Source organism: Mixta mediterraneensis (assembly GCF_030283135.1).
GTDB lineage: Bacteria > Pseudomonadota > Gammaproteobacteria > Enterobacterales > Enterobacteriaceae > Pantoea > Pantoea mediterraneensis.
This window is the reverse complement of record NZ_JASUAZ010000001.1, coordinates 332,886-352,671: the sequence shown is the minus strand read 5'-3', so window position 1 is coordinate 352,671 and position 19,786 is coordinate 332,886. Positions and strand designations below refer to the sequence as shown.

Sequence of the window (19,786 nt, the reverse complement as noted above, 5' to 3'; positions counted from 1 at the left end):
GACTGAAAGATAAGCTGAAAAGCGGTCAACTCCAGAAGAAAACGAAAGCAACAACGCTCGAATGATTCAAAGGGGGTGGGTCAGTTTTACTTTGGCAGGGTGGGTCAGAATTCGATCGGTATTGACAGCGTGAACTGTACTTCTGAACAACGCCCGGATTACCATTACTTAAATCGTAGCCATTTGCACGAAGTACAGAAACAAAGAACTGTGGTAATTCTTCTCTTTTAACATCAGCAGAATAAACAGTCACTTCCCCTTTCACATCAGGCGACACAATAACTGGTTGACCAGAAACCTTAGAATACCATGATACAAACTCCCGAAGCGGTACATTGTTAAGCTCTACAGGAATTGCATGAACTGAAAATGTCAAAATCAATAAAATACTAGCAAGTAACTTTTTCATGTTTACCACCTTTAACAAAATCCACATTACACAAATCGATGAAAACCATTTTATAACCGTCTTTCTTTAAATCCTCAGATGTATATTTATTCTTTTTTGAATCCATAAACTCAAAACTGACTGTATTCAAAAGTCGATACGATGAGGTGATTTTAAATTCTGAAATATTATACTTTTGAGTATTAATCTGTTGGGATGCCTGTTGTTCGATAATTACAGGAGTGTCGTTGCGGGTAATAAATGAATATAAAAACGCGAGAAATACGCCAAAAATGAAACACAAAACCCTCGAATACTTCCTGAAATAAACCTTAGTAAGTGTCATATAAAACCTTGAGTCTCTTTTGGTGGCGTAGCGTCCATGTGATAAAAAAGGAGGTAAATATGAAAACGAAGAGTGCTCGTAACTATCTGAAAATGCCTGTTTAGTATTATAAGCCTGATAGAGGTCACGCCCGGTATATGTCCAGCGTTCTACTGTCATTGACTGAGGCGAGTCACCATATTTAACGATGCCAACATGCACTTTTGGCAAAGGCAATTTACACCCCGTCATAAGGCTATAAATTGTACCTATAAAAGGAATTGTGATTTTATCCAGACGACGACAATAAACAACATGTTCCGCCAGAGCAACACGGGCTTGTTTATCCATGATTGATAAGTCCTGAATGAGAAAAATAATATCCCATCCAAGTTTACGGGCATGTAAAAACCAGTTGATAACTGCCTGACGTTCTTTATCAGCCCATGAGCGGGAATTAAACCATGTTCCGCATTCATCAAGTACAAGTAAGCCGTTTTTATTTTCATCATAACTATCATTACCCTTCCCTATGGCTAATAAATCATCCAGTGAAGGTTTGTCGGGTATACGAACTACATTAGGCGTTTTGGCAAAAATACCGACGCGAGGTAACTTATGTATGCGTAAGTCAAGATTCGTTGCTACCTTACAGCCGGAAACAATCTTATCCTGTATTTTCCCAACAGCAACAAGTGTTTTACCTGCACCTAGTTTACCTGTCACGACATAAACAGCCATTACGATTTATTCCAGTCAAGATAACCAATAATACGGTCTTTTACATCAAATATAAAAATTGCAGCCTTCAATGAAAAAATCGCGTAAAGGCAAGGCAACGCATTCGAAGGAATGATATAAGCTATTGCATCTGATATTTCTGCTGGCAATGCTGCAACCAAATCAGACAAATAAGAGACCAGTAACTGATTGAGTCCCACGATTAAGGCCAGAAAAAGTGTTATTGCAAGTGCGATACGTGCAATACCTAAAGTAAGAAACCTTGCAAAATAACCGATTAAAGCCCCCGCAAGCCACCCAATAAAGCGCGCAAGCAAAGGCAATCCTAAAAACGCTGGCATAATTACTCCTTACCTTTTCTGAGTATCCCGGCAAATGAATCGTAAACGGTAACAAACGTCCAGAAATAAAGAATAAAAGCAAATACAGATTTAAACATATCAATATATTTGCACTCTATAGTGAATTCATATTTCTTTCCGGCAGCAAAAACAAAGGGAGTACATTGTTTTGCCGATGGTAATGAAGGAAATAACTTTCCTTTGGTAAAAGCATCCAGCAATGGTGAACTGTCACCAGAGCCAATTTTTTGCATATCAGCAGATGCACCAGAAAACTCCGGAGATACTGGAGTACCAGCCCCAAGAAGGCCGCCAACGCTGTCAGAGAGCCCTTTTACAGAGTCTGTAAGGCTCTGGACTGTTCCATCCAAAGAGGAGGAAATATCAGACTGAATTGCAGAAGAATCGAATTCTTCCGTCATAGCGTCCTTGTTGGCCTTAGCCATACGGTCATAATCGAAATCTCCGGTTCCTGAGCCTCCGCCAGAACCGCCACCGTCACCACCTCCTGTGTTTCCACCATCGGAGCCGCCACCGGAACCACCATCGCCCCCACCGGAACCACCATCGGAGCCGCCACCGTCAGAACCTGAACCGCCGCCATTAACTGGAGGTTGAGGAATTTCGGATGGCTGGCCTTGATAATCACAAACAAAAGGATCTTCGTTAAATCCTGAATGGAAAGCACAATCCCGAAACTTACCATTCCAGAATAAATCGTACATAGCTTTAGAGGAAACTGGCGTATATTGAATTTTAGTTACAACGGGGTCTGTGCCTGTAGATACAGAACCTGTATAAACGGTTAATGCCCCTTGTTTATTTACAAACCTATTCCCCTGAAAAATCCATGTATTTAATGGTTGCTCACTATATAGTGTTGGATTTGGACTATTCGGATTTTGTTCGGTACCAGGCGGATATGTTCCATCTAAAGGATTAACATATGTGTGTCCGGGTTTCGGGTCTGTGCCAGTATTACCGTCACCACCGCCGCCTGCTCCGCCCCCTCCTTCATTATTACCACCGGAGCCGTCGCCAGTTTCACCACCATCACCCCCTCCACCTTCCGGAATAGCTACGCCCAGAGGTTTCCATGTTCCGAAGCATTGATTACCATCACCTGTACAAACAATTACGCCAGTGGCATTCCAAAGGCACCCTTCAAAATTAGCATAACGGTCAAGTGTTTTGCTGTCTTTCCAAACATTTGCCATCGCACCGTCAATATCTGGTTTTGCACGGCATTCGTCATCAGTCACAGCATTTGCAAAAAAAGATGCAAGTAATAAAGATGGAAGTAATCTTTTCATTTTTAATGCCTAAAAGGGGTGGCATGAGCCACCCATTAATTAACGGTGTTGGCAGGTAAAAGAAAGGCTAATATTAAGATGCGCGGTTAACAAATTTCTTAAAGAGTTTGATTCCCACGGTTGCACCAACAACTAATACAACCAATGCCCAGGCGTAACCGGACATTTCTGTAGCCTGTGCGGTGAGAGAATCAAAAGCAGCTTTCGCCTGAGAGGTAGCATCACCTTCAGCAGCAAAAGCTGAAGAACCAATTACCAGAGTTGAACCTGCAACGATTTTAGAAATAACAGATTTTTTCATGTTGAAACCTCAGAGAGTTTTTTAAACACAAGGATGGAGTGAGAAATCACCCAGCCGATACAATAAGCAGCAAAGAAATAAGATAAATCACTCATCTTTGACCACCACTTATAACGCCGAGGCCGAAGCAAATTACAAGCCCGGCGTTAAAGATTAGTTGATAAAGGGATTGGAAATCTGTCGTTCCCATAATCACTCCAACAATTCAAGCAGCATATCAACGTTGTAACCTTTTGATTGCTCGCCAGTTTGCTTGTCAGTGTAAGGGAAGCTGCGCTCGTACCCCGTTACACGGCATGGAACGTCAACAATTTCCTCGCCAACACGGCCTAAGGATCTTTTTGATTTGACGCGAATTACAGGAGGAAAGCTGTAAGCATCAGCAGCCGGGGAGACGACTGTTGTGTAATAGAAACCACCACTACTGTTAAAACGTTTAATTTTCCCGGTAACTGTCGTTTCTAAATTTCCTAAATCACTACTCATATAAACACCTTTTAAATTAAGCCACACGCAGATGTGATGGTTTTAAATACCATGATGGAATAACGCAGTCAGACACTTTGATTTCTCTTGTCTGCTTGACAACAACAGGAGAAAATTTAGAGATATTACATTTCTGTGCAATATCAATACCAATCTTCCTTAACCTTGCTCGATGTGTTTGGACTTGCTTTTTATTTAAATCAAAAATATGGCCGTGAAACCATTGAATAGCATACATGGCTGTAGTATTAGCTGCACGAGTAGTGTCAACAACACCACGACTAACAAGATGTTCACTAATAGTTTCAAAGTCCATAGCATTCACCGATAACTTTTCATCAAGCTCAAGAAATTCAGAATGTAACTTATTTAACAAAGAATAATCAGAAAGCCCCCAATAACACAGAGATTGTTTTTGGAGAAACCGAGACTTCAATTTTTGTTCAAACCTGACAATACCATTCTCTTTACAATATTTTATAACATCACTTATGTAATGAAATTCCCTTGAATTCTCTGAGAATTTATTTTTAATTTTCACAAGGCTATGTAACTCAAGTTCATGTGCTTTGTTATATACTGTTGGGTATATAAGGTTGACATTGCCTTTTTTTGAAAGCCAGTCAACTGATTTTCCATTGGAATGCAACCGTGGAATACTATTCCTGTAAGGTTGAGTAGAAATGCCTGATATATAATCATCCTCATTTCCCTTCCCTACTGATTTGTTTGATGTTATATGCAGTTCTTTAATTAAAGCGCCATCAGTAATTAAATGAGCTTTTTCACTCTCTTTAGATTGTCCGGGCATCAACTTTGTACACCTGGTAAATAATGGTAATTTCAGTTCAGTTAGAATCTGATTAAATACCATGACGCAAGCATCTACAGTTGGAAGCCCAAAGAGATTATCAAGACGTCCCCAGCGGGACGGATTTCCTGTCATTTTTAACAGTGAACCACGGATCGAGATCGAGACAACATCACAGAAAGATCCACGATGTTGGAAGGTTGGTTGAGATAATGCGCCAGCCTCCCCGCTTTCAAGGTGAATGCGCTGATAAGCTACGTCAGAGATGATGGGCAACTGATAGCCAAAATCCTGCTCAATACTCAACCAATCGAAAAACATAGCATCCATGTATGCAAGAATATTTGGATACCTTATACAACAAACAGGCACATGCATACAAGAGTGCATCGCTATTTTTATACAATGTAACTAACATGCATGAACCCAAAACACACAAAGACTAGATTTATGGCTGAGAAAAAATACACGTCCCTGCGAGTACCGGAAGAACGTAAAATGGAGCTGGAGAAAGCCGCTATTGAAGTCAGCTATGCCACCGGACGCATGGTGAAATGGACTGACATGGCGTTCTATCTCATGGATGAGTATCTAAAAGAGGCTGTCAGAGACCTGAAATCATCAACAAAAACGTCTACCGGCGTGGGGAAAAAATGAAGCACTACGCAGTGCGAAAACCGTGGGAAACCACGGTAAAGTTCGGGTGTCACAGAACCCCGAACCGCTTCGCGGTGAAATATTGAGCAGTGACGTCAGAATTGATATAGCGGTAAGCTTCCACTGGACAGACGAAAAGTCACAATAGTGTTAACAAGCTCATTACATTGACAGATGAGAAAACAGAATGGCCAGAACACTAAACCTGAAAGTTAATGAGAAAGACCTGGCAAGAATGCTTAAAGTCAGAGAAATGGATATCATCAAAGCAGAAAAAAACGGACGTTTATTCAATGGAATAGAACTACCCGAGAAGACCGGAAAAGGCTACAAAATTGGCGAAGTTCTGGCATTTCTTGAGAAGGTAGAAGCCAGTAAATAAGCTCTGATGCGCATAATGACGTTATGCTAAAGAGGCCGCTGCGGAGGCGATTTTCGCAGCGGCCTTTTCAACATAACGTGTGTGACATTATGCGCCTTTTGGTTGGGAGTCCAATTTGATAATGCCACTTTTGGACATACGGCGAGTTTGTCACTTTATCTGGCTGCTCTCTGCTGATGCTGTTAACCATGTCGAAAAGCTACGCCGTCATTCAGGCTGTGTAATCGAAAAACGTCTGCGTCGCTGGAGCGTCTGCCTTGGCGAATTTATCCTTACGTTGAATTTAACAATTATTTGACGTATAAAAAGTGTCTCCGAGGGGCGTCCTGTAATGGGCTGAGACGGCGAAAGCCGAACCCTTTGAACCTGATCTGGGTCATGCCAGCGAAGGGACGGGTTGGCAATCGCACTCAGCAAATGCCTGTTCTTATCTCAGACGGTAATGGCCGGGAATCCTTATGCTGCCTGGATGCAAAACTACGGTGATGAAAGCTATCTGGCGGGCGTACAGGCTTCGCTGGAGCTGTTTGAATCCATTGCCCGCCAGCGCGGCGGTGAAGGCCGTTTTGACGCATTAGCCAACATCTTTACCACTGCGACCCAGTTAGAAAGCGCATTCTGGCAAATGGGATTAAATGCCACAAACGGGTTGAGTTCCTTATGAGCCTACGCAGCACACCGCCTGGCATTAAGGTGAGAGATCTCAGCCTGACATTCGGCCAGCACATCATTTTTAACCGGCTGAATCTTACTATCAGCGGCGGTCAGTTCGTTGCGCTGTTAGGTGCCAGCGGTGCAGGCAAAACCAGTCTGTTGCGGATTATTGCGGGGCTGTCACAACCCACATCCGGCACCGTCACTGGCAGTGATGATCTGCCTTTAACGGATCGCATCGCCTGGATGGGACAAAAAGATCTGCTGTATCCGTGGCTGACAGTGATTGAGAATGTCGCACTCGGCGCTCGCCTGCGTGGTGAAAGGCCCGATCGGGACTGGGCCAGGCACTTACTTGAACGCGTAGGGTTGCATCGTTACGAAAATGCGCTGCCCGCGACGCTGTCCGGCGGTATGCGGCAACGGGCGGCGCTGGCACGCACGCTGTACGAGCGCCAGCCGATTGTGCTGATGGATGAACCCTTCTCGGCGCTGGATGCCATTACCCGAACACAAATTCAGACGTTAGCGGCGGAGCTTCTGGCAGAACATACGGTTCTGCTGATCACCCACGACCCGGCGGAAGCCTGCCGCCTGAGTCACCAGCTGCTGGTGCTCTCACCGTATCCGGCAGGCATTGATGATTCACATAACATCGCAGGGTTGCCACCTCGCGCCCCTGACGATCCTGAACTGATGCGAAGCCAGGGCGAACTGTTACAACAGCTACTCGAGGCGGCAGGATGAAGCAGAGTACCGGCACGCGTTTCGGCCGCGGATTAACGGTGTTTATCGGTTTGACGGCATTATGGTGGCTGGCAACCCTTAGCGACAGCATTCCCGCATTCCTGTTGCCCTCGCCTTCGTCGGTGATCCAGGCGATGTGGAACAACCGTCTGTTTTTGGCTTATCACAGCCTGATTACGCTGTCAGAAATTGCCAGCGGATTAGCGATTGGTGTACTGCTGGGATGCGGCCTGGCACTGGGCATGATTTTTTCGCCGCGCTTGCAACGCTGGCTGATGCCGCTGGTGCTGACTAGCCAGGCCATTCCCGTCTTTGCCCTGGCGCCGCTGCTGGTATTGTGGTTTGGTTTTGGTATGAGCGCCAAAGTCGTGATGGCGGTGCTGGTCATTTTCTTCCCGGTGACGTCCACTTTTTTCGACGGTATGCGCCGTGTTAACAACGATTACCTCGATTTAGCGCGCACCATGCGCGCCTCTCCGCTTGCCCTGTTACGCCACGTGCGGATCATGGCCGCCTTACCGGCCTTTGGCTCAGGTTTACGCATGGCGGCGGCCGTCGCGCCAATCGGCGCGATTATTGGCGAATGGGTCGGCTCGGCTGAAGGACTGGGCTACGTCATGCTCAATGCGAATGCTCGCATGCAAAGTGATATTTGTTTTGCCGCGTTATTTATTTTGGTGCTGATGACCCTTTTCCTCTGGGCGGTAATCGATGCCCTGCTGCGCCGGCTGATCAACTGGATGCCGGAAAATGATTAATAACCTCAACAATAAGAGTAAAAACATGTTCAGACCGCTAGTAAAGGGCGTGTTATTCAGCGCGGCCTTCGTCACTCAGGCCAGCGCCAATGAAAAACTGACGCTGATGCTCGACTGGTACATTAATCCCGATCACGCCCCGATTATGGTGGCCGAACAGATTGGTGCGTTTAAAGCACAAGGGCTGGATGTAAAAATCGTCCCGCCATCCGATCCTGCTTTGCCGCCTCGCCTGGTTGCGGCAAAACAGGCCGATTTGGCCATTACTTACGAACCACAGATCCACTTTTTCGCCGATCAAGGCTTACCCCTGGTGCGGGTTGGTACGTTGATCAACACGCCGCTGAATACAGTTATCACGCTGGATAAAAATGTAAAATCGCCAGCCGACCTCAAAGGTAAAACGGTAGGTTATTCCGTTAGCGGTATTGAGCAGGCCACGCTGGCAACTATGCTGAAGCATGACAATCTTAATGCTGATGCGGTAAAGCTGATTAACGTTAACTTTCAGCTCACCAGCGCGTTATTGACCGGTAAAGTGGATGCGGTCATCGGCGGTTATCGAAATATTGAAGCGCTGGAAATAAAGCTGCAGGGCAAAGATCCGATGGTGCTGAATGTCGAAGATTACGGCGTGCCCGCTTATGATGAATTAATCATTGTGGCTAATCGTGATGCGGTCGCCGAGCCAAAGATTAAAAAATTCCTTATCGCACTGGAAAAAGGAGCCGAGTATCTCCAGGCGCATCCTGAAGAGAGCTGGAAAGTTTTTGCCAGCCGGCATCCTGAATTAAACACTGAATTAAATCATCAGGCATGGATAAAATCGCTGCCCTTATTTGCCACTCATCCGGCAAAACTGGATACAGCGCGTTATCAGGCGTATGAGCAGTTTTTATTTGATAACAAACTCATCAGAAAAATAACGCCCGTAAAAAATTACGCAACGGAAATTCATTAATCGAAAGGATCCGGCTTAATGTTCAGCCCGCCTCTTAACGCGGGCTTGCTATCAATCAAATTCAGCCACACCGCAGGCCTTAAAGGTTTTTCGCCCTCACCACATCTGCCATCACCGATAAAGCAATTTCAGCAGGGGTTTTGCTGCCAATCTTCATACCGACCGGGGCCTGTATTCGCCTCAGTTCTGCGTCACTCAGGCCGCCAATATCACCTAATCGCTGGCGTCGTTTGGCGCTGTTGCGGGCCGAACCCATCACGCCAAGATAAAAAGCGGGCGTGTTTACGGCCTCCATCATAGTTAGCTCATCAATACGCGGATCGTGGGTCAGTGAAAGAATGGCCATTTTGCTGCTAATTTTATGCTGTTCCAGCCATTTTGCCGGATGTTGCGGCACGATACAGACGTTAAGATCCGTACCAAATTGCTGTTCAATTTCTGCAAGCTGACTGGCTCGATGTTCACATACCGTCACCTTAAAACCGAGAATTAGCGCTAAACGAATGCATTCAAAAGCCACCACTGAATAACCCGCAATCAGTAATTGTGGGATCGCGCCAACCGGGATCACCACTTCTTCCTGGGAATGGGAAAGCACAGGTAATACCGTATCCGCAGGAAAGCATTCCCACTGCGCGCGCTGGCCGGGTTGCAATTTTTTTACCAGATAGTGTTTACCGAATAACGCGGCGTGCATAGCGCTCAGGAGTTCTGCACTGGCAGTATCAACAGGCAGATATTCGATGAGTACATCCACGCTGCCGCCGCACGGTAGTTCGACGTTGGGACGCAATCCGCCTTCGCCATAACGTACGATTTGACTGCTGTTCCGATAAGCCCCGCTGGCCAGCTGCTGGAGGAAATCCTCTTCAATACAGCCGCCAGACAGCGAACCGCAAGAGTCTCCCTGATTGTTGATGGCCATCATCGTGCCGGGCGCCCGCGGCGATGAGCCATAAGTATGCAAAACCGTGCAAAGCCAAACAGGTTGCGATGACTGAAGCCAGCGTAAAGCGCTGTCTATCACGCGTTGGTCAAGCGTAATCATGCATTTCTCCCTGACGCTAAACTGGCGGGGTAATCGACATCGCTCAGGCAACCCGGATCGTCTAAAGGAAGTAACGTTGCGGGATGCGTTGTCAGCAGCGAGCGGGCGCCTTCATCGTGTTCCAACGCCACCAGCTGTGAGTAAAAAAATTTGCTGAAACCTACCGGATGTCCCGGCTGGTTATTCACCCAGGGGCGAACAACCTGTTCGGACCGTAATGCATCCATCACCGCCAGGTAACTGGACGTTTTCAGCCACGGCATATCACCAAGCGCAACGATCCAGCCGTCATAAGTCGCCGCTGCGTGTACACCCGCAGCAATCGATTCACCTAAGCCGCGACTTTGACAATAAACCGGCTGGCAGCCGCTTAGCAGGGAGTGAATCGCCCGATCTTCGGGTTGGGTAACCACGAAAACATCTGCGCCCGTTGCCAGCGCCTGATTTAAGCTATGGCTCAATATCGGTAACCCCCGAATTTTCGCCAGTAATTTTTGCCCGCCGCCCTGCTCGCGAAAACGCCGACCAAAACCGGCTGCCATTACCAGGATTGCACATTTCATTAATTACGCACCGGCTTTGCCATAAGAAAAGCGCGCAGACGATACAGCCCTGCACGCCGATTCTGGGTTTAAATCAGTTTATCCATCGTGATGGGTAAATCGCGTATCCGCTTACCGGTTGCATGAAAAACAGCATTGCTGATAGCGGCTGCCATGCCGACAATGCCCAGTTCACCAACCGCTTTGCCGCCCATGACGGTGGCTTTGTAATCGGGTTGCCCGACGTCAATGGTCGTAATTTCTGGCACATCCGCGTTTACGGCAATCCGGTAATCGGCAAGGTTGTTATTAATCACCCGACCGTTGCGCGGGTCGATCTGCCCCTCCTCCAGTAACGCCTGACTCATCCCCATGACCATTCCGCCGATCCACTGACTGCGCGCCAGGGTGGGGTTGTAAAGTCGCCCGCTGTCAAATGCGCCAACCAGACGTTTAACCCGAACCGTGCCGAAATCTTCATCTACGGCAACTTCGACAAACAGCGCGCTCCAGCTATGCGCTGAAACGTCTTCAGGTTGAGTGATGGTACTTAATGTACTGATTAACTTCTTACGCTCTTCGGCAGAAACATCTTTTTCAAAGGTGTTGGCGGTTATATTCAACGCGGGTAAACCCACCAGCTGCAACAGCTGTTCGAGCGTGACTTTACGGTTGGGACGCATCGACATAATGACTGCGTTATCCGTTATCACCAGTTTGTCGCGTGGTGTGCCGTGCAACGGCGAACCTTGCGTCTCCGTTGCCAGCGTGAACAGCCGCTCACGTAATGCCACGGCGGTCTTAAATACCGCCGCCGTCAGGTTGCCCGCTAGCTGCGACCCCCCTGCCACCCCTGCCAGCGGAAGCCGGGTGTCGCCCAATGCTACGCTAATGCGATCTTGCGGAATCTTCAGTACATCGGCAGCCGTCTGCGCCAGAATGGTGTAAGTGCCGGTGCCAATATCCGCACCAGCACTTTTTACAGTCAATTGTCCGTTCGATTGTAAAACCAGTTCCGCTTCAGCGGGTTGTCGGCTGACCGGATAGGTCCCTGATGCCATTCCCCAGCCGATCAGTTCACGGCCCTGGCGCATTGAACGTGGCGCCATGCTCCGTTTGCTCCAGCCGAAAGCTTCAGCGCCCTTTTGATATGCCTCTTTCAGTTGACGAGAACTCCACGGTTTTTTCATCTGATAATCATGAGCTGCCCAGTTTTTCAGGCGCAACGTCAGTGGATCCATATTGAGCTCGTAAGCCATTTCATCCATGGCGACTTCGAGGCTGAACGCGCTGGGATTTTCCCCCGGCGCACGCATCCAGCCAGGGGTTACCGTATTGATGGGCACCACGCGGTGATGCGACGTAATGTTTTCAATACTGTACATCCGGGCAGTGACGTGATTTGTGCCCTCGGCAAACACATCATCAAGCGAAGTCTCGTTATATCCGTCATGAATAATGGCAAGGATTTTGCCCTCACGCGTGGCGCCCATCTCCAGAGATTGATGCGTGGATGCCCTGCCTCCAAAGCCCGTAAAAGTTTGCGGACGCGTTAAACAAACCTTCACGGGACGTTTCAGCTCGCGTGATGCGGCACAGGCTAAGGCAACATGGGTGGCCGGTGATGCTTTTGAGCCAAATCCTCCGCCGACATACGGTGAGATGATTTCAACGTTTTGACTTTCAATGCCCATCCAGTCAGCAATTTCCTTACGTGCGCCAGACACCCACTGACTGGGTTCCCATACCGTCAGCCTGTCGTCTTGCCAGTGAGCAATGCAGGCGTGCGGCTCCATCGGCTGATTATATTCACGCGGCGTAGCGTACTTCTGACTGATCCTGACTTCTGCGGTTTCCATCGCCTGTTTTGCGTCGCCAAGCGTGATAGTCAGCGACGACTGATCCTGCGGCGTTGCCCCGTTGTCTTCAGGAAAAATCAGTGCAGGCGTTTCAGCGTATTCCACCCTGATCAAAGAGGCCGCATACGTAGCCTGCTCAAACGTGTGCGCCACGACCAAAGCAATATTTTGCCCGTTGTGGATGATGCGATCGTTCTGGATCGGCGTATACGTTGACTGCGCCGCCCCGCCTTCGGCTATTGCCTTTGGCTTATTGATCTTCAGGCTATTGAGATGGGAATAGACGGCGACCACGCCTTCGGCATTGCGAGCGGCTTGCGTATCCATTCCAGTCATGCGACCGCTGGAGATTGTCGATTGTACAACCACGCCATACAGCAGATTATCAACCTGATATTCTGCTGCGTATTTCGCATGGCCGCTAACTTTGAGCGTGCCATCTTTCCGCTGCGGCACAGCGCCCAGACCGTGTTGAGAATGATTTTGAGCGCAGTCAGGCGCTTGTTTTTGCTGAGCAGCGTGTGTGTTTTTCACTTGTAGACCTCCAGCGGCGGCAACAGAAACTGCAGCAGTGGCTTTAAGCAGATTTCGTCGCGTTTTGTCGGTAAAGTTTTTCATGTCAGTTTCCCCACGCTTAACAAGGCCCGACTAATGACGCGCGGTACAAGAATAATTCTGGCGTGGTTATGCGACAACGCACGGGCATTGGTTACCGCCCGTTCCGCAGCCTGGCGAATCAGGGTTTCATTGAGTGTTTTACCGCGTAGCGCCTCTTCAACTTCATAAGCGCGCCAGGGGATAGTCGCGACGCCACCTAAAGCAATATGCACGTCTTTGATGGTTTCCCCTTGCATCTCAAGCCCAACAGCGGCGCTGGCCGCGGCAAATTCATACGAGGCGCGATCGCGCACCTTCAAATAATGAGACTGAACCAGGGCTGGTGTTAATGGCACTTCCACCGCCACAATCATTTCATCGTCCGCAATATCATGTTCCTGATCGGGGGTATCTCGCGGCAGCAGGTAAAATTTTTCAACCGGTACGCGGCGTTCCTGCTGTTGGGCATTGCGTAAAATCACCTGCGCCTGAAAAGCCGTTAACGCAACAGCCAGGTCGCCAGGGTATACCGCTACACAGGCTTCGCTGGCGCCTAAAATGGCATGGCCATTATTGATGCCGTCAATGGCTGAACAGCCTGAACCCGGATGACGCTTATTGCAGGCAGGAAAGGTTTCAGGATCGCGAAAATAGGCGCAACGCGTGCGCTGGCGCAAATTACCGCCAATGGTCGCCATATTACGAATCTGCGGTGAAGCCGCCTGCCAGAGGCTTTCGTAAATGGCCGGAGCCTGGCGCTGGCAATCAGGATGCGCCGCTAATTCACTCATGCGCACTAATGCGCCGACGCGCAGGGTTCCGCTGTTAATGTTAATTTCGCGCAGTGTGGTTAAACGCGAAATATCCACTAGCTGCTGTGGCGTTTCGACATTGCATTTCATCAGGTCAAGTAGCGTTGTACCGCCCGCCAGAAATCGGGAGGGGCCAGCAACGTTCAGCCTGACGGCTTCGTTGGCAGAGTCCGGCGTTTTGAAGGTAAATTCATTCATGATGCGCATCCCCTGACATTTCTGTGGCGGCCTGTTTAACGGCTTCGACGATATGGGGATAAGCGCCGCAGCGGCAGATATTGCCGCTCATGTATTCACGGATCTCCGCCTCGCTGCCCGCGTGCCCTTCCTTGATACAGGAGACAGCAGACATAATCTGGCCCGGTGTGCAGTAACCACACTGAAAAGCATCGTTAGCCATAAAACAGGCCTGCGCCGGATGGAGATTGCCTTGCCTATCGGCTAATCCTTCGATTGTGGTCACCTCGCCGCCCTGAGCCTGTACCGCCAGCATCAGGCAGCTCAGCACCCGTTGGCCGTTAAGGTGCACGGTACAGGCCCCACACTGGCCCTGATCGCAGCCTTTTTTGGTGCCGGTTAACTGAAGATGCTCACGAAGCGCATCCAGCAGCGTGACCCTTGGATCAATCGTCAGGCGCTGCGTTTCATCATTGATAACCAGTTGGATAGTTATTTTCTCAGACATTGCTTTTACCTGTTCCAGTGAAGGGAAAGATCAAGCCAGTTGATGTCTTTATCATTGCCGCAATGTAAAACGACGACACCAGCAAGCAAAACTCAGAAACATCCAGGCTTGCGCCTTAAACGCCGCCAGCGAAGGATGCGATTCCAGCCTTTTGCGGGCAGAATAAAAACCACACTATTTACGGTGTGTTATAAAAATCCTAACAGAAATTTCTAAAACCATTATGCCAATTGATTCATGAGCCTGTTTAGCTCACTAATAAATGGATGAGAAAAGGCGTGATCGCACAAAGAGTGAAAAGGATGAAGCCTGGACAGAGAGATCAAGCGGAATGATAACCGGCAACGCAGGCGATTTCAGATGTCTGCGTTGCGTCTCATTACAGCCCGGCAATACGCCGTAAATCGGCTTCTGCCCCAGGTGCTACCGCCAGAACCTGAGCGCCTTTGTTGAGGCGTTCGCCTTCAGTATTAAACGGGTGACACCAACCGCCCGCTTCTTTCACCAGGCAATAACCTGCCAGGCAATCCCAGGCATGCATATAAGGTTCGTAATAACCGACAACGCGCCCTGCTGCTACCCAGGCCAGCATAAGCGCACCAGAACCAATACGAATAAAATTGCCGCCCTCTGCCAGTAATGACGCCAGAATCTCGCCAACTTTTTCCGGGCTGACGTAGCTGTTAGCCCCAAAACCGGTGACGTGATTTTGTAACGTCCGGGTGGCATCGACCTGCAGTTTTCGGCCATTTAAAGTCGCCCCTTTGCCCTGCGCCGCAACGTAACATTCCTGATAATAAGGCGCAAAAATCACGCCAATAACCGGCACGCCTTCGTGCAGCACTGCCACAGATACGCACCAGTTTGGCATGCCATTTAAAAACGGGCTGGTGCCATCAATGGGATCAACCACCCAGGTGTAGGCGGTGCTTCCTGGCTGAAAACCATACTCTTCGCCCAGGAAACCGTCTTCTGGAAACGCTTCTCGAATACGAGCAGCAATGAGTTGCTCAACGTCCCGATCGGCAATTGAGACGACATCCTGCAAATCATATTTGGTTTCCACTACCAGCGTTTCGCGTTGATTAAAATAGTTCAACGCCATCGCACCTCCGCTCCGTGCGACTTCTTCGGCTAACGTCAGACGGCTGAGTAAATCTGTTTGCTGTTGTTCCATAAGTTGTCCTTGTAATAAACCGAATTAACGGGCGATCAGGGCAAGCCCCTGCGGTTTGAAATCCACCGCAACGGTTGTCGATAGCGGCAGCCTTTGCTCCATCATCGAGTCGATAATAAATAGTGATCCCAGCTCGGTTTGAACTTCATATTCGATATGATCGCCAAGCCAGGTGCTGTGGGTGATCTCTCCCTTCAATGCGCCCGGCCCTTCACCACGCAGCGTGATAAACTGCGGCCGCACTGCAAGCTGGGCTGCACCGGCCTGTGCCACCGAACCGCGTATGCGGTATTGCTGGCTGCCGACTTTTACCAGAGCATCGCTGCCATCCAGACGTTCAACTTCACACGGCACGATATTGGCTTCCCCCATAAAATCCGCGATAAATACTGAGCTGGGCGAGTGGTAAAGCTCCTCCGGCGCGCCTTGCTGAGCAATATCGCCCTCTTTCATGACAATGATTTTATCGGATACTGCCAGCGCCTCTTCCTGATCGTGAGCCACATACACAGCGGTAAAGCCCAGCCGTTGCTGTAAATCACGAATATCGGTGCGTACTCGCCTTCTCAGGCGCTCGTCCAAATTAGATAGCGGCTCATCCAGCAGCAGTACCTGCGGCTCCAGCACCAAAGCACGGGCAACCGCAATACGCTGCTGTTGTCCGCCTGACAATTCTGACGGCAGCCGCAGCCCTTGATGTTCCAGTCCCACTAGCTTTAATCCTTCACGGGCGCGATCCCGCGCTTCCCGTTTGGTGATGCCGGATGAAAGTAGCCCGTACATCACATTGTCCAGGGCGTTCATATGGGGAAATAGCGCGTAAGACTGAAAAACCATCGCCACGTCTCTTTCATTGGCGGGTAGCTGGGTAACATCCCGACCCCCAATTAAAATCCGGCCCGATGTCGGATGCTCCAGCCCGGCTAATAGCCGCAAAGTGGTGGTTTTGCCACACCCGGAAGGCCCCAGCAGCGTGACCAGCGTACCCGCCTCGATAGTTAAAGAGAGATCGGGCAGCGCAGTAAAATCCGCAAAACGCTTAGCGACATGTTCAAACACAACTGAACCTGGCGAAATCATACGGCTCTCTCCTGGGTTAAGGCGGTGGAATTAGGGGGGGTGGGAATATCAATCGTGCGGCTGGCACGGCGCAATCGACGCTCACCGACCAGTAGCTGAAACGCGCCGATGATGATCAGCATGACCACGATCAACACCGAGGAGTACGCAATCGCAACGCCATATTCACCGTTTTCGACCAGGCCGACGATATACGAGGTCGCCATATTGTACTGGGCGCTGACCAGAAAAATGACGGCGCTAATCGAGGTGATGGCGCGCACGAAGGCATAGACCAGAGCAGCGCTGATGGCGGGTTTTAGCAGCGGAAGCACAACTTTGCGCAAGGTGCGAAAACTGTTGGCACCCAGGGTTATTTTGAAATCTCAGACTGCTTTTTCGCCCAGTCCAGCTGCTGGTCAAGCAGAGGCGATTTATACGGCTGCGTCAGCCCTTCTTCCGCGGCCTGCATATGCGGATCGCCCGTTCCGGCCCACCAAATATCCGTTCTGGGATTGCGTGCCTCGCTGCGAATGCGTGCCTAGGCCTCACCCGCTGACAGTCGCACCATATTGACTTTAATGTCGGAATGCGACTGACTAAAAATGCGCGTCATGTGCTCACAAACCACCACGTCTGCGGAACAAATCATGTTGAGATTACCTGCGGCATGAACGGCAAAGGGCAATGTCGTACAGCTCAGAACGATTACGGCGGCGAGCGATGAGTAACGCATTTTATTCTCCTGATTTTTCGGGTGGCGCTTCACTGGCGCCTGTTTTTGCACGTGTGTGCAAATTAGTAAGGAAGCGCAAACACCCTGTCAATCTGCTTGTTGTGCAATTGTTAGGCGGCGTCACAAATTTGAAACATTACGTGCTAAATATTTTTTGCACAGCTTTGCAATCTCAGGCAGACTCACTCCATTCCGTGGGTGGTATGGAAAAGGCAAATGAACAATGATAAAGGGGGGTAAGCGCGCAAGATGTGGCGAACAGAGCAGGCGTTTCCCGCTCTGCCGTTTCCCGGACCTATACACCAGGAGCGAGTGTTTCAGCGGCAACGCGTGCGCGCGTATTAAAAGCAGCGGAAGAACTGGGGTATCACGTTAACCATTTAGCGCGCGGTTTGGTACGTAATCGTAGCGGTATCATTTGCCTTATCGCCTCGGAAGTGAATACGCCCTACCGTGCTAATCTGGTGCGCTGGCTAACGCAGTGCCTGCAGGAAGCGGGCAAAATCGCCATGCTGATTAACACCGATCGCTCCGATCACAGCGTTTCTGCTGCCTTACAGCAGGCCATTAACTTTCGTGCCGATGCGTCAATTATCCTTTCTGGTATGCCAGACAGCGCCATTACACGGCTTTGTTCGAAGCATGGTCAACATCTGGTCCTGATCAACCGTGATGAAGCCTTGCCGGGCTCGTTAAGCATTAATCTTGATTCCCGCGCTGCTGCCGACATGGCGCTGAAAGCTTTTTTACGCGCAGGTTGTCGTCATCTTGCTTTTGCTAATTCTTTAGCCGGCACGCCCAGCCTGATAAAGCGTGAAAAAGATTTTCTTGCCGCCGCAGATAAAGCAGGACTGGCGGTAACGGTAGAACGCTTTGGTTCCACCTCATATGAAAGCGGGCAAATCCTCGCGCATCGCTTGCTGACGCGTGACGATCGTCCTGATGCGGTATTTTGTGTCACCGATCTTATTGCCTGTGGTTTTATGGATGAAGCCCGGCATCGCTTTTCGCTGCGTATACCGGAAGATTTATGCATCGTAGGTTACGACAACATCCCGCAGGCAGGCTGGTCGTCTTACAATCTCACCACCTTTGCCCAGCCGGTTGAGCAGTTCGCGCGCGATGCCGTGCAATGGCTGATTGGTACTGAACGCCAGGATCACACCTTACAGCTCCATACTGAGCAAGAGCAAACATGTCGCATTTATCAGGCAGAGGTGAAATGGCGCAGTTCAGTACGTGGCGGATAAATCGCCTTTTAAAAATTGTGTTATCCGGCATTTTAATTTGCGGGAGAAACTTTTCCCGCAAATTAAATAGCTTTCCGTTTTCCCCCGCCATTATGCTTGCTTTGCTTTCGTTATTATCTGAATAGTTTTCGCTCCCTGGTTAAATAGTCAGCGTTTAGATGTGACAAATATCACCTTTATGCCAGACTTATATTTTCCGATAACAATGTTCAAGGAGCTACAGATGACAACGCCAACGAACAAGATCCTCGATTTGAATGAATTTCCTAAACCACCTTTTGAAGAACAACCGCAAAATCCGCCAGGCTTAGCAGGAAAAATGGTACCGGTTCCTGACCATGGTGAAACCAGTTATCGCGGCAGTGGCCGTCTTACCGGCCGCAAGGCGCTGATCACCGGGGGAGACTCAGGTATTGGCCGTGCGGTTGCCATTGCCTACGCACGTGAAGGCGCAGACGTGGCAATTAATTATCTGCCTGAAGAAGAATCGGATGCAAAAGAAGTTATTAAGCTGATTCAGGCTGAAGGACGTAAAGCGATTGCGCTGCCAGGTGATATTCGGACAGAAGCGTTTTGCCAGCAACTGGTTAAAGAAGCTGTCGAGCAATTAGGGGGTCTGGATATTCTGGTGAATAACGCTGGACGCCAACAATTTAATGAGTCCATTCGTACCTTGAGTACCGAAGATTTCGACGCGACGTTTAAAACTAACGTCTATGCCATGTTTTGGATCACCAAAGCCGCTGTCGATTATTTACCGCGTGGCGCAAGTATTATTAATACTTCTTCCGTTCAGGCGTTTAAGCCCAGTGAAATTCTGCTGGATTATGCGCAGACCAAAGCGGCAATTGTCGCCTTCACTAAAGCGCTTGCGAAGCAGTTAGGTGAAGAAGGCATTCGCGTCAACTCCGTCGCGCCAGGACCGTTCTGGAGCGCATTACAATCCAGCGGCGGCCAGCCCCAGGAGAAAGTTAAGCAGTTTGGCGCTTCAGCACCGCTCGGTCGTCCAGGCCAGCCGGTTGAAATTGCGCCGCTTTATGTCACCCTGGCCTCAACCGAAACCAGTTATACCTCCGGCCAGGTATGGTGCACCGATGGGGGCACCGGCACGCTGTAATCTTTTCCCCTTCTGTGGCCGCTTAATGCGGCTACTTTT

23 protein-coding genes, 3 pseudogenes and 1 riboswitch are annotated in these 19,786 nt (G+C 49.4%); of the genes and pseudogenes, 9 read left to right on the top strand and 17 right to left on the bottom strand.

Features of this window, described 5'->3' with window-relative positions:
• Positions 1 to 25: 25 nt before the first annotated feature.
• The 8 genes from QRY16_RS01690 to QRY16_RS01655 all read right to left on the bottom strand — a co-directional run bounded on the left by QRY16_RS01690 (position 26) and on the right by QRY16_RS01655 (position 5,027).
• Positions 26 to 409, bottom strand: coding sequence for a hypothetical protein (locus QRY16_RS01690; protein ID WP_289775415.1), 384 nt, complete (start codon positions 407 to 409; stop codon positions 26 to 28).
• Entirely contained in the window at positions 390 to 1,454 is a 1,065-nt protein-coding gene (locus QRY16_RS01685; protein ID WP_289775414.1) for a zonular occludens toxin domain-containing protein, read from the bottom strand. Before QRY16_RS01685 ends, QRY16_RS01690 begins: the two co-directional genes overlap by 20 nt.
• Complete coding sequence (locus tag QRY16_RS01680) at positions 1,454 to 1,795, bottom strand: minor coat protein (RefSeq protein WP_059689572.1); 342 nt, start codon at positions 1,793 to 1,795, stop codon at positions 1,454 to 1,456. Before QRY16_RS01680 ends, QRY16_RS01685 begins: the two co-directional genes overlap by 1 nt.
• Positions 1,796 to 1,797: 2 nt before the next feature.
• Complete coding sequence (locus tag QRY16_RS01675; protein ID WP_289775413.1) at positions 1,798 to 3,108, bottom strand: hypothetical protein; 1,311 nt, start codon at positions 3,106 to 3,108, stop codon at positions 1,798 to 1,800.
• A gap of 73 nt (positions 3,109 to 3,181) precedes the next feature.
• Positions 3,182 to 3,409, bottom strand: coding sequence for a major coat protein (locus tag QRY16_RS01670; protein ID WP_017898686.1), 228 nt, complete (start codon positions 3,407 to 3,409; stop codon positions 3,182 to 3,184).
• Positions 3,410 to 3,500: 91 nt separating this feature from the next.
• Entirely contained in the window at positions 3,501 to 3,599 is a 99-nt protein-coding gene (locus QRY16_RS01665) for a tail virion protein G7P-2 (RefSeq protein WP_252096105.1), read from the bottom strand.
• Between the two features lie 2 nt (positions 3,600 to 3,601).
• Positions 3,602 to 3,895 (bottom strand): DNA-binding protein G5P, encoded by a 294-nt coding sequence (locus QRY16_RS01660; protein WP_289775412.1) that lies wholly within the window; start codon positions 3,893 to 3,895, stop codon positions 3,602 to 3,604.
• Between the two features lie 16 nt (positions 3,896 to 3,911).
• Complete coding sequence (locus tag QRY16_RS01655) at positions 3,912 to 5,027, bottom strand: phage/plasmid replication domain-containing protein (RefSeq protein ID WP_289775411.1); 1,116 nt, start codon at positions 5,025 to 5,027, stop codon at positions 3,912 to 3,914.
• Positions 5,028 to 5,156: 129 nt separating this feature from the next.
• On the opposite strand from QRY16_RS01655, the gene QRY16_RS01650 reads away from it, so the two are divergent.
• From QRY16_RS01650 to QRY16_RS01625, 6 genes and pseudogenes are all read left to right on the top strand, one after another.
• Complete coding sequence (locus QRY16_RS01650) at positions 5,157 to 5,363, top strand: hypothetical protein (protein WP_017898684.1); 207 nt, start codon at positions 5,157 to 5,159, stop codon at positions 5,361 to 5,363.
• Positions 5,364 to 5,550: 187 nt separating this feature from the next.
• The gene (locus tag QRY16_RS01645) at positions 5,551 to 5,745 is read left to right on the top strand and encodes a hypothetical protein (RefSeq protein WP_289775410.1); all 195 of its coding nucleotides are present in this window, start codon (positions 5,551 to 5,553) and stop codon (positions 5,743 to 5,745) included.
• A gap of 307 nt (positions 5,746 to 6,052) precedes the next feature.
• Positions 6,053 to 6,155: riboswitch (TPP riboswitch) on the top strand.
• A gap of 26 nt (positions 6,156 to 6,181) precedes the next feature.
• Positions 6,182 to 6,409, top strand: a pseudogene (locus QRY16_RS01640) (thiaminase II/PqqC family protein); the annotation flags it as partial.
• Positions 6,406 to 7,146: an ABC transporter ATP-binding protein gene (locus tag QRY16_RS01635; protein WP_289775409.1), complete on the top strand. Its 741-nt coding sequence runs from the start codon at positions 6,406 to 6,408 to the stop codon at positions 7,144 to 7,146. The pseudogene QRY16_RS01640 and the gene QRY16_RS01635, both read left to right, overlap by 4 nt.
• Entirely contained in the window at positions 7,143 to 7,904 is a 762-nt protein-coding gene (locus QRY16_RS01630; protein ID WP_289775408.1) for an ABC transporter permease, read from the top strand. The genes QRY16_RS01635 and QRY16_RS01630 overlap by 4 nt, the downstream gene beginning before the upstream one ends.
• A 25-nt stretch (positions 7,905 to 7,929) precedes the next feature.
• Positions 7,930 to 8,865 carry an ABC transporter substrate-binding protein gene (locus QRY16_RS01625; protein WP_193404161.1) on the top strand — a complete coding sequence of 312 codons (936 nt, stop codon included), beginning with the start codon at positions 7,930 to 7,932 and terminating at the stop codon, positions 8,863 to 8,865.
• 79 nt (positions 8,866 to 8,944) lie between these two features.
• Here the strand turns inward: QRY16_RS01625 and QRY16_RS01620 are convergent, their stop codons facing one another.
• The 9 genes and pseudogenes from QRY16_RS01620 to QRY16_RS22165 form a co-directional block, all read right to left on the bottom strand.
• Complete coding sequence (locus QRY16_RS01620) at positions 8,945 to 9,913, bottom strand: XdhC family protein (RefSeq protein ID WP_289775407.1); 969 nt, start codon at positions 9,911 to 9,913, stop codon at positions 8,945 to 8,947.
• Positions 9,910 to 10,476: a nucleotidyltransferase family protein gene (locus tag QRY16_RS01615; RefSeq protein WP_193404159.1), complete on the bottom strand. Its 567-nt coding sequence runs from the start codon at positions 10,474 to 10,476 to the stop codon at positions 9,910 to 9,912. The genes QRY16_RS01620 and QRY16_RS01615 overlap by 4 nt, the downstream gene beginning before the upstream one ends.
• Before the next feature lie 68 nt (positions 10,477 to 10,544).
• Positions 10,545 to 12,932: a xanthine dehydrogenase family protein molybdopterin-binding subunit gene (locus QRY16_RS01610; protein WP_289775406.1), complete on the bottom strand. Its 2,388-nt coding sequence runs from the start codon at positions 12,930 to 12,932 to the stop codon at positions 10,545 to 10,547.
• A complete protein-coding gene (locus QRY16_RS01605; protein WP_289775405.1) occupies positions 12,929 to 13,921 on the bottom strand; it encodes an FAD binding domain-containing protein in 993 nt (330 codons plus the stop codon). The genes QRY16_RS01610 and QRY16_RS01605 overlap by 4 nt, the downstream gene beginning before the upstream one ends.
• Positions 13,914 to 14,408: a (2Fe-2S)-binding protein gene (locus QRY16_RS01600; RefSeq protein WP_289775404.1), complete on the bottom strand. Its 495-nt coding sequence runs from the start codon at positions 14,406 to 14,408 to the stop codon at positions 13,914 to 13,916. Before QRY16_RS01600 ends, QRY16_RS01605 begins: the two co-directional genes overlap by 8 nt.
• A 379-nt stretch (positions 14,409 to 14,787) precedes the next feature.
• On the bottom strand, positions 14,788 to 15,585 hold the full coding sequence (locus QRY16_RS01595) for an inositol monophosphatase family protein (protein ID WP_193404155.1): 798 nt from the start codon (positions 15,583 to 15,585) through the stop codon (positions 14,788 to 14,790).
• Between the two features lie 24 nt (positions 15,586 to 15,609).
• Positions 15,610 to 16,665, bottom strand: a complete 1,056-nt coding sequence (locus tag QRY16_RS01590; RefSeq protein WP_289775403.1) for an ABC transporter ATP-binding protein — start codon at positions 16,663 to 16,665, stop codon at positions 15,610 to 15,612.
• A pseudogene (locus tag QRY16_RS01585) lies at positions 16,662 to 17,021 on the bottom strand (ABC transporter permease subunit); the annotation flags it as partial. The pseudogene QRY16_RS01585 and the gene QRY16_RS01590, both read right to left, overlap by 4 nt.
• Before the next feature lie 2 nt (positions 17,022 to 17,023).
• Positions 17,024 to 17,380 (bottom strand): annotated as a pseudogene (locus tag QRY16_RS22165) (iron ABC transporter substrate-binding protein); the annotation flags it as partial.
• Here QRY16_RS22165 and QRY16_RS01575 point away from each other — a divergent pair.
• From QRY16_RS01575 to QRY16_RS01565, 3 genes are all read left to right on the top strand, one after another.
• Positions 17,368 to 17,607 carry a hypothetical protein gene (locus tag QRY16_RS01575; RefSeq protein ID WP_193404152.1) on the top strand — a complete coding sequence of 80 codons (240 nt, stop codon included), beginning with the start codon at positions 17,368 to 17,370 and terminating at the stop codon, positions 17,605 to 17,607. The pseudogene QRY16_RS22165 and the gene QRY16_RS01575 sit on opposite strands and share 13 nt — an antisense overlap.
• Before the next feature lie 24 nt (positions 17,608 to 17,631).
• Positions 17,632 to 18,630 carry a LacI family DNA-binding transcriptional regulator gene (locus QRY16_RS01570; RefSeq protein ID WP_289775401.1) on the top strand — a complete coding sequence of 333 codons (999 nt, stop codon included), beginning with the start codon at positions 17,632 to 17,634 and terminating at the stop codon, positions 18,628 to 18,630.
• A 223-nt stretch (positions 18,631 to 18,853) separates the two neighbouring features.
• Positions 18,854 to 19,747 (top strand): SDR family oxidoreductase, encoded by an 894-nt coding sequence (locus tag QRY16_RS01565; protein ID WP_289775400.1) that lies wholly within the window; start codon positions 18,854 to 18,856, stop codon positions 19,745 to 19,747.
• Positions 19,748 to 19,786: the final 39 nt, after the last annotated feature.

Excerpts from the sequence above, each read along its gene's own strand:
- QRY16_RS01690 (WP_289775415.1), bottom strand. The coding sequence starts at position 409 with ATGAAAAAGTTACTTGCTAGTATTTTATTGATTTTGACATTTTCAGTT.
- QRY16_RS01685 (WP_289775414.1), bottom strand. The coding sequence starts at position 1,454 with ATGGCTGTTTATGTCGTGACAGGTAAACTAGGTGCAGGTAAAACACTT.
- QRY16_RS01680 (WP_059689572.1), bottom strand. The coding sequence starts at position 1,795 with ATGCCAGCGTTTTTAGGATTGCCTTTGCTTGCGCGCTTTATTGGGTGG.
- QRY16_RS01675 (WP_289775413.1), bottom strand. The coding sequence starts at position 3,108 with ATGAAAAGATTACTTCCATCTTTATTACTTGCATCTTTTTTTGCAAAT.
- QRY16_RS01670 (WP_017898686.1), bottom strand. The coding sequence starts at position 3,409 with ATGAAAAAATCTGTTATTTCTAAAATCGTTGCAGGTTCAACTCTGGTA.
- QRY16_RS01665 (WP_252096105.1), bottom strand. The coding sequence starts at position 3,599 with ATGGGAACGACAGATTTCCAATCCCTTTATCAACTAATCTTTAACGCC.
- QRY16_RS01660 (WP_289775412.1), bottom strand. The coding sequence starts at position 3,895 with ATGAGTAGTGATTTAGGAAATTTAGAAACGACAGTTACCGGGAAAATT.
- QRY16_RS01655 (WP_289775411.1), bottom strand. The coding sequence starts at position 5,027 with ATGTTTTTCGATTGGTTGAGTATTGAGCAGGATTTTGGCTATCAGTTG.
- QRY16_RS01650 (WP_017898684.1), top strand. The coding sequence starts at position 5,157 with ATGGCTGAGAAAAAATACACGTCCCTGCGAGTACCGGAAGAACGTAAA.
- QRY16_RS01645 (WP_289775410.1), top strand. The coding sequence starts at position 5,551 with ATGGCCAGAACACTAAACCTGAAAGTTAATGAGAAAGACCTGGCAAGA.
- QRY16_RS01635 (WP_289775409.1), top strand. The coding sequence starts at position 6,406 with ATGAGCCTACGCAGCACACCGCCTGGCATTAAGGTGAGAGATCTCAGC.
- QRY16_RS01630 (WP_289775408.1), top strand. The coding sequence starts at position 7,143 with ATGAAGCAGAGTACCGGCACGCGTTTCGGCCGCGGATTAACGGTGTTT.
- QRY16_RS01625 (WP_193404161.1), top strand. The coding sequence starts at position 7,930 with ATGTTCAGACCGCTAGTAAAGGGCGTGTTATTCAGCGCGGCCTTCGTC.
- QRY16_RS01620 (WP_289775407.1), bottom strand. The coding sequence starts at position 9,913 with ATGATTACGCTTGACCAACGCGTGATAGACAGCGCTTTACGCTGGCTT.
- QRY16_RS01615 (WP_193404159.1), bottom strand. The coding sequence starts at position 10,476 with ATGAAATGTGCAATCCTGGTAATGGCAGCCGGTTTTGGTCGGCGTTTT.
- QRY16_RS01610 (WP_289775406.1), bottom strand. The coding sequence starts at position 12,932 with ATGAAAAACTTTACCGACAAAACGCGACGAAATCTGCTTAAAGCCACT.
- QRY16_RS01605 (WP_289775405.1), bottom strand. The coding sequence starts at position 13,921 with ATGAATGAATTTACCTTCAAAACGCCGGACTCTGCCAACGAAGCCGTC.
- QRY16_RS01600 (WP_289775404.1), bottom strand. The coding sequence starts at position 14,408 with ATGTCTGAGAAAATAACTATCCAACTGGTTATCAATGATGAAACGCAG.
- QRY16_RS01595 (WP_193404155.1), bottom strand. The coding sequence starts at position 15,585 with ATGGAACAACAGCAAACAGATTTACTCAGCCGTCTGACGTTAGCCGAA.
- QRY16_RS01590 (WP_289775403.1), bottom strand. The coding sequence starts at position 16,665 with ATGATTTCGCCAGGTTCAGTTGTGTTTGAACATGTCGCTAAGCGTTTT.
- QRY16_RS01575 (WP_193404152.1), top strand. The coding sequence starts at position 17,368 with ATGAGTAACGCATTTTATTCTCCTGATTTTTCGGGTGGCGCTTCACTG.
- QRY16_RS01565 (WP_289775400.1), top strand. The coding sequence starts at position 18,854 with ATGACAACGCCAACGAACAAGATCCTCGATTTGAATGAATTTCCTAAA.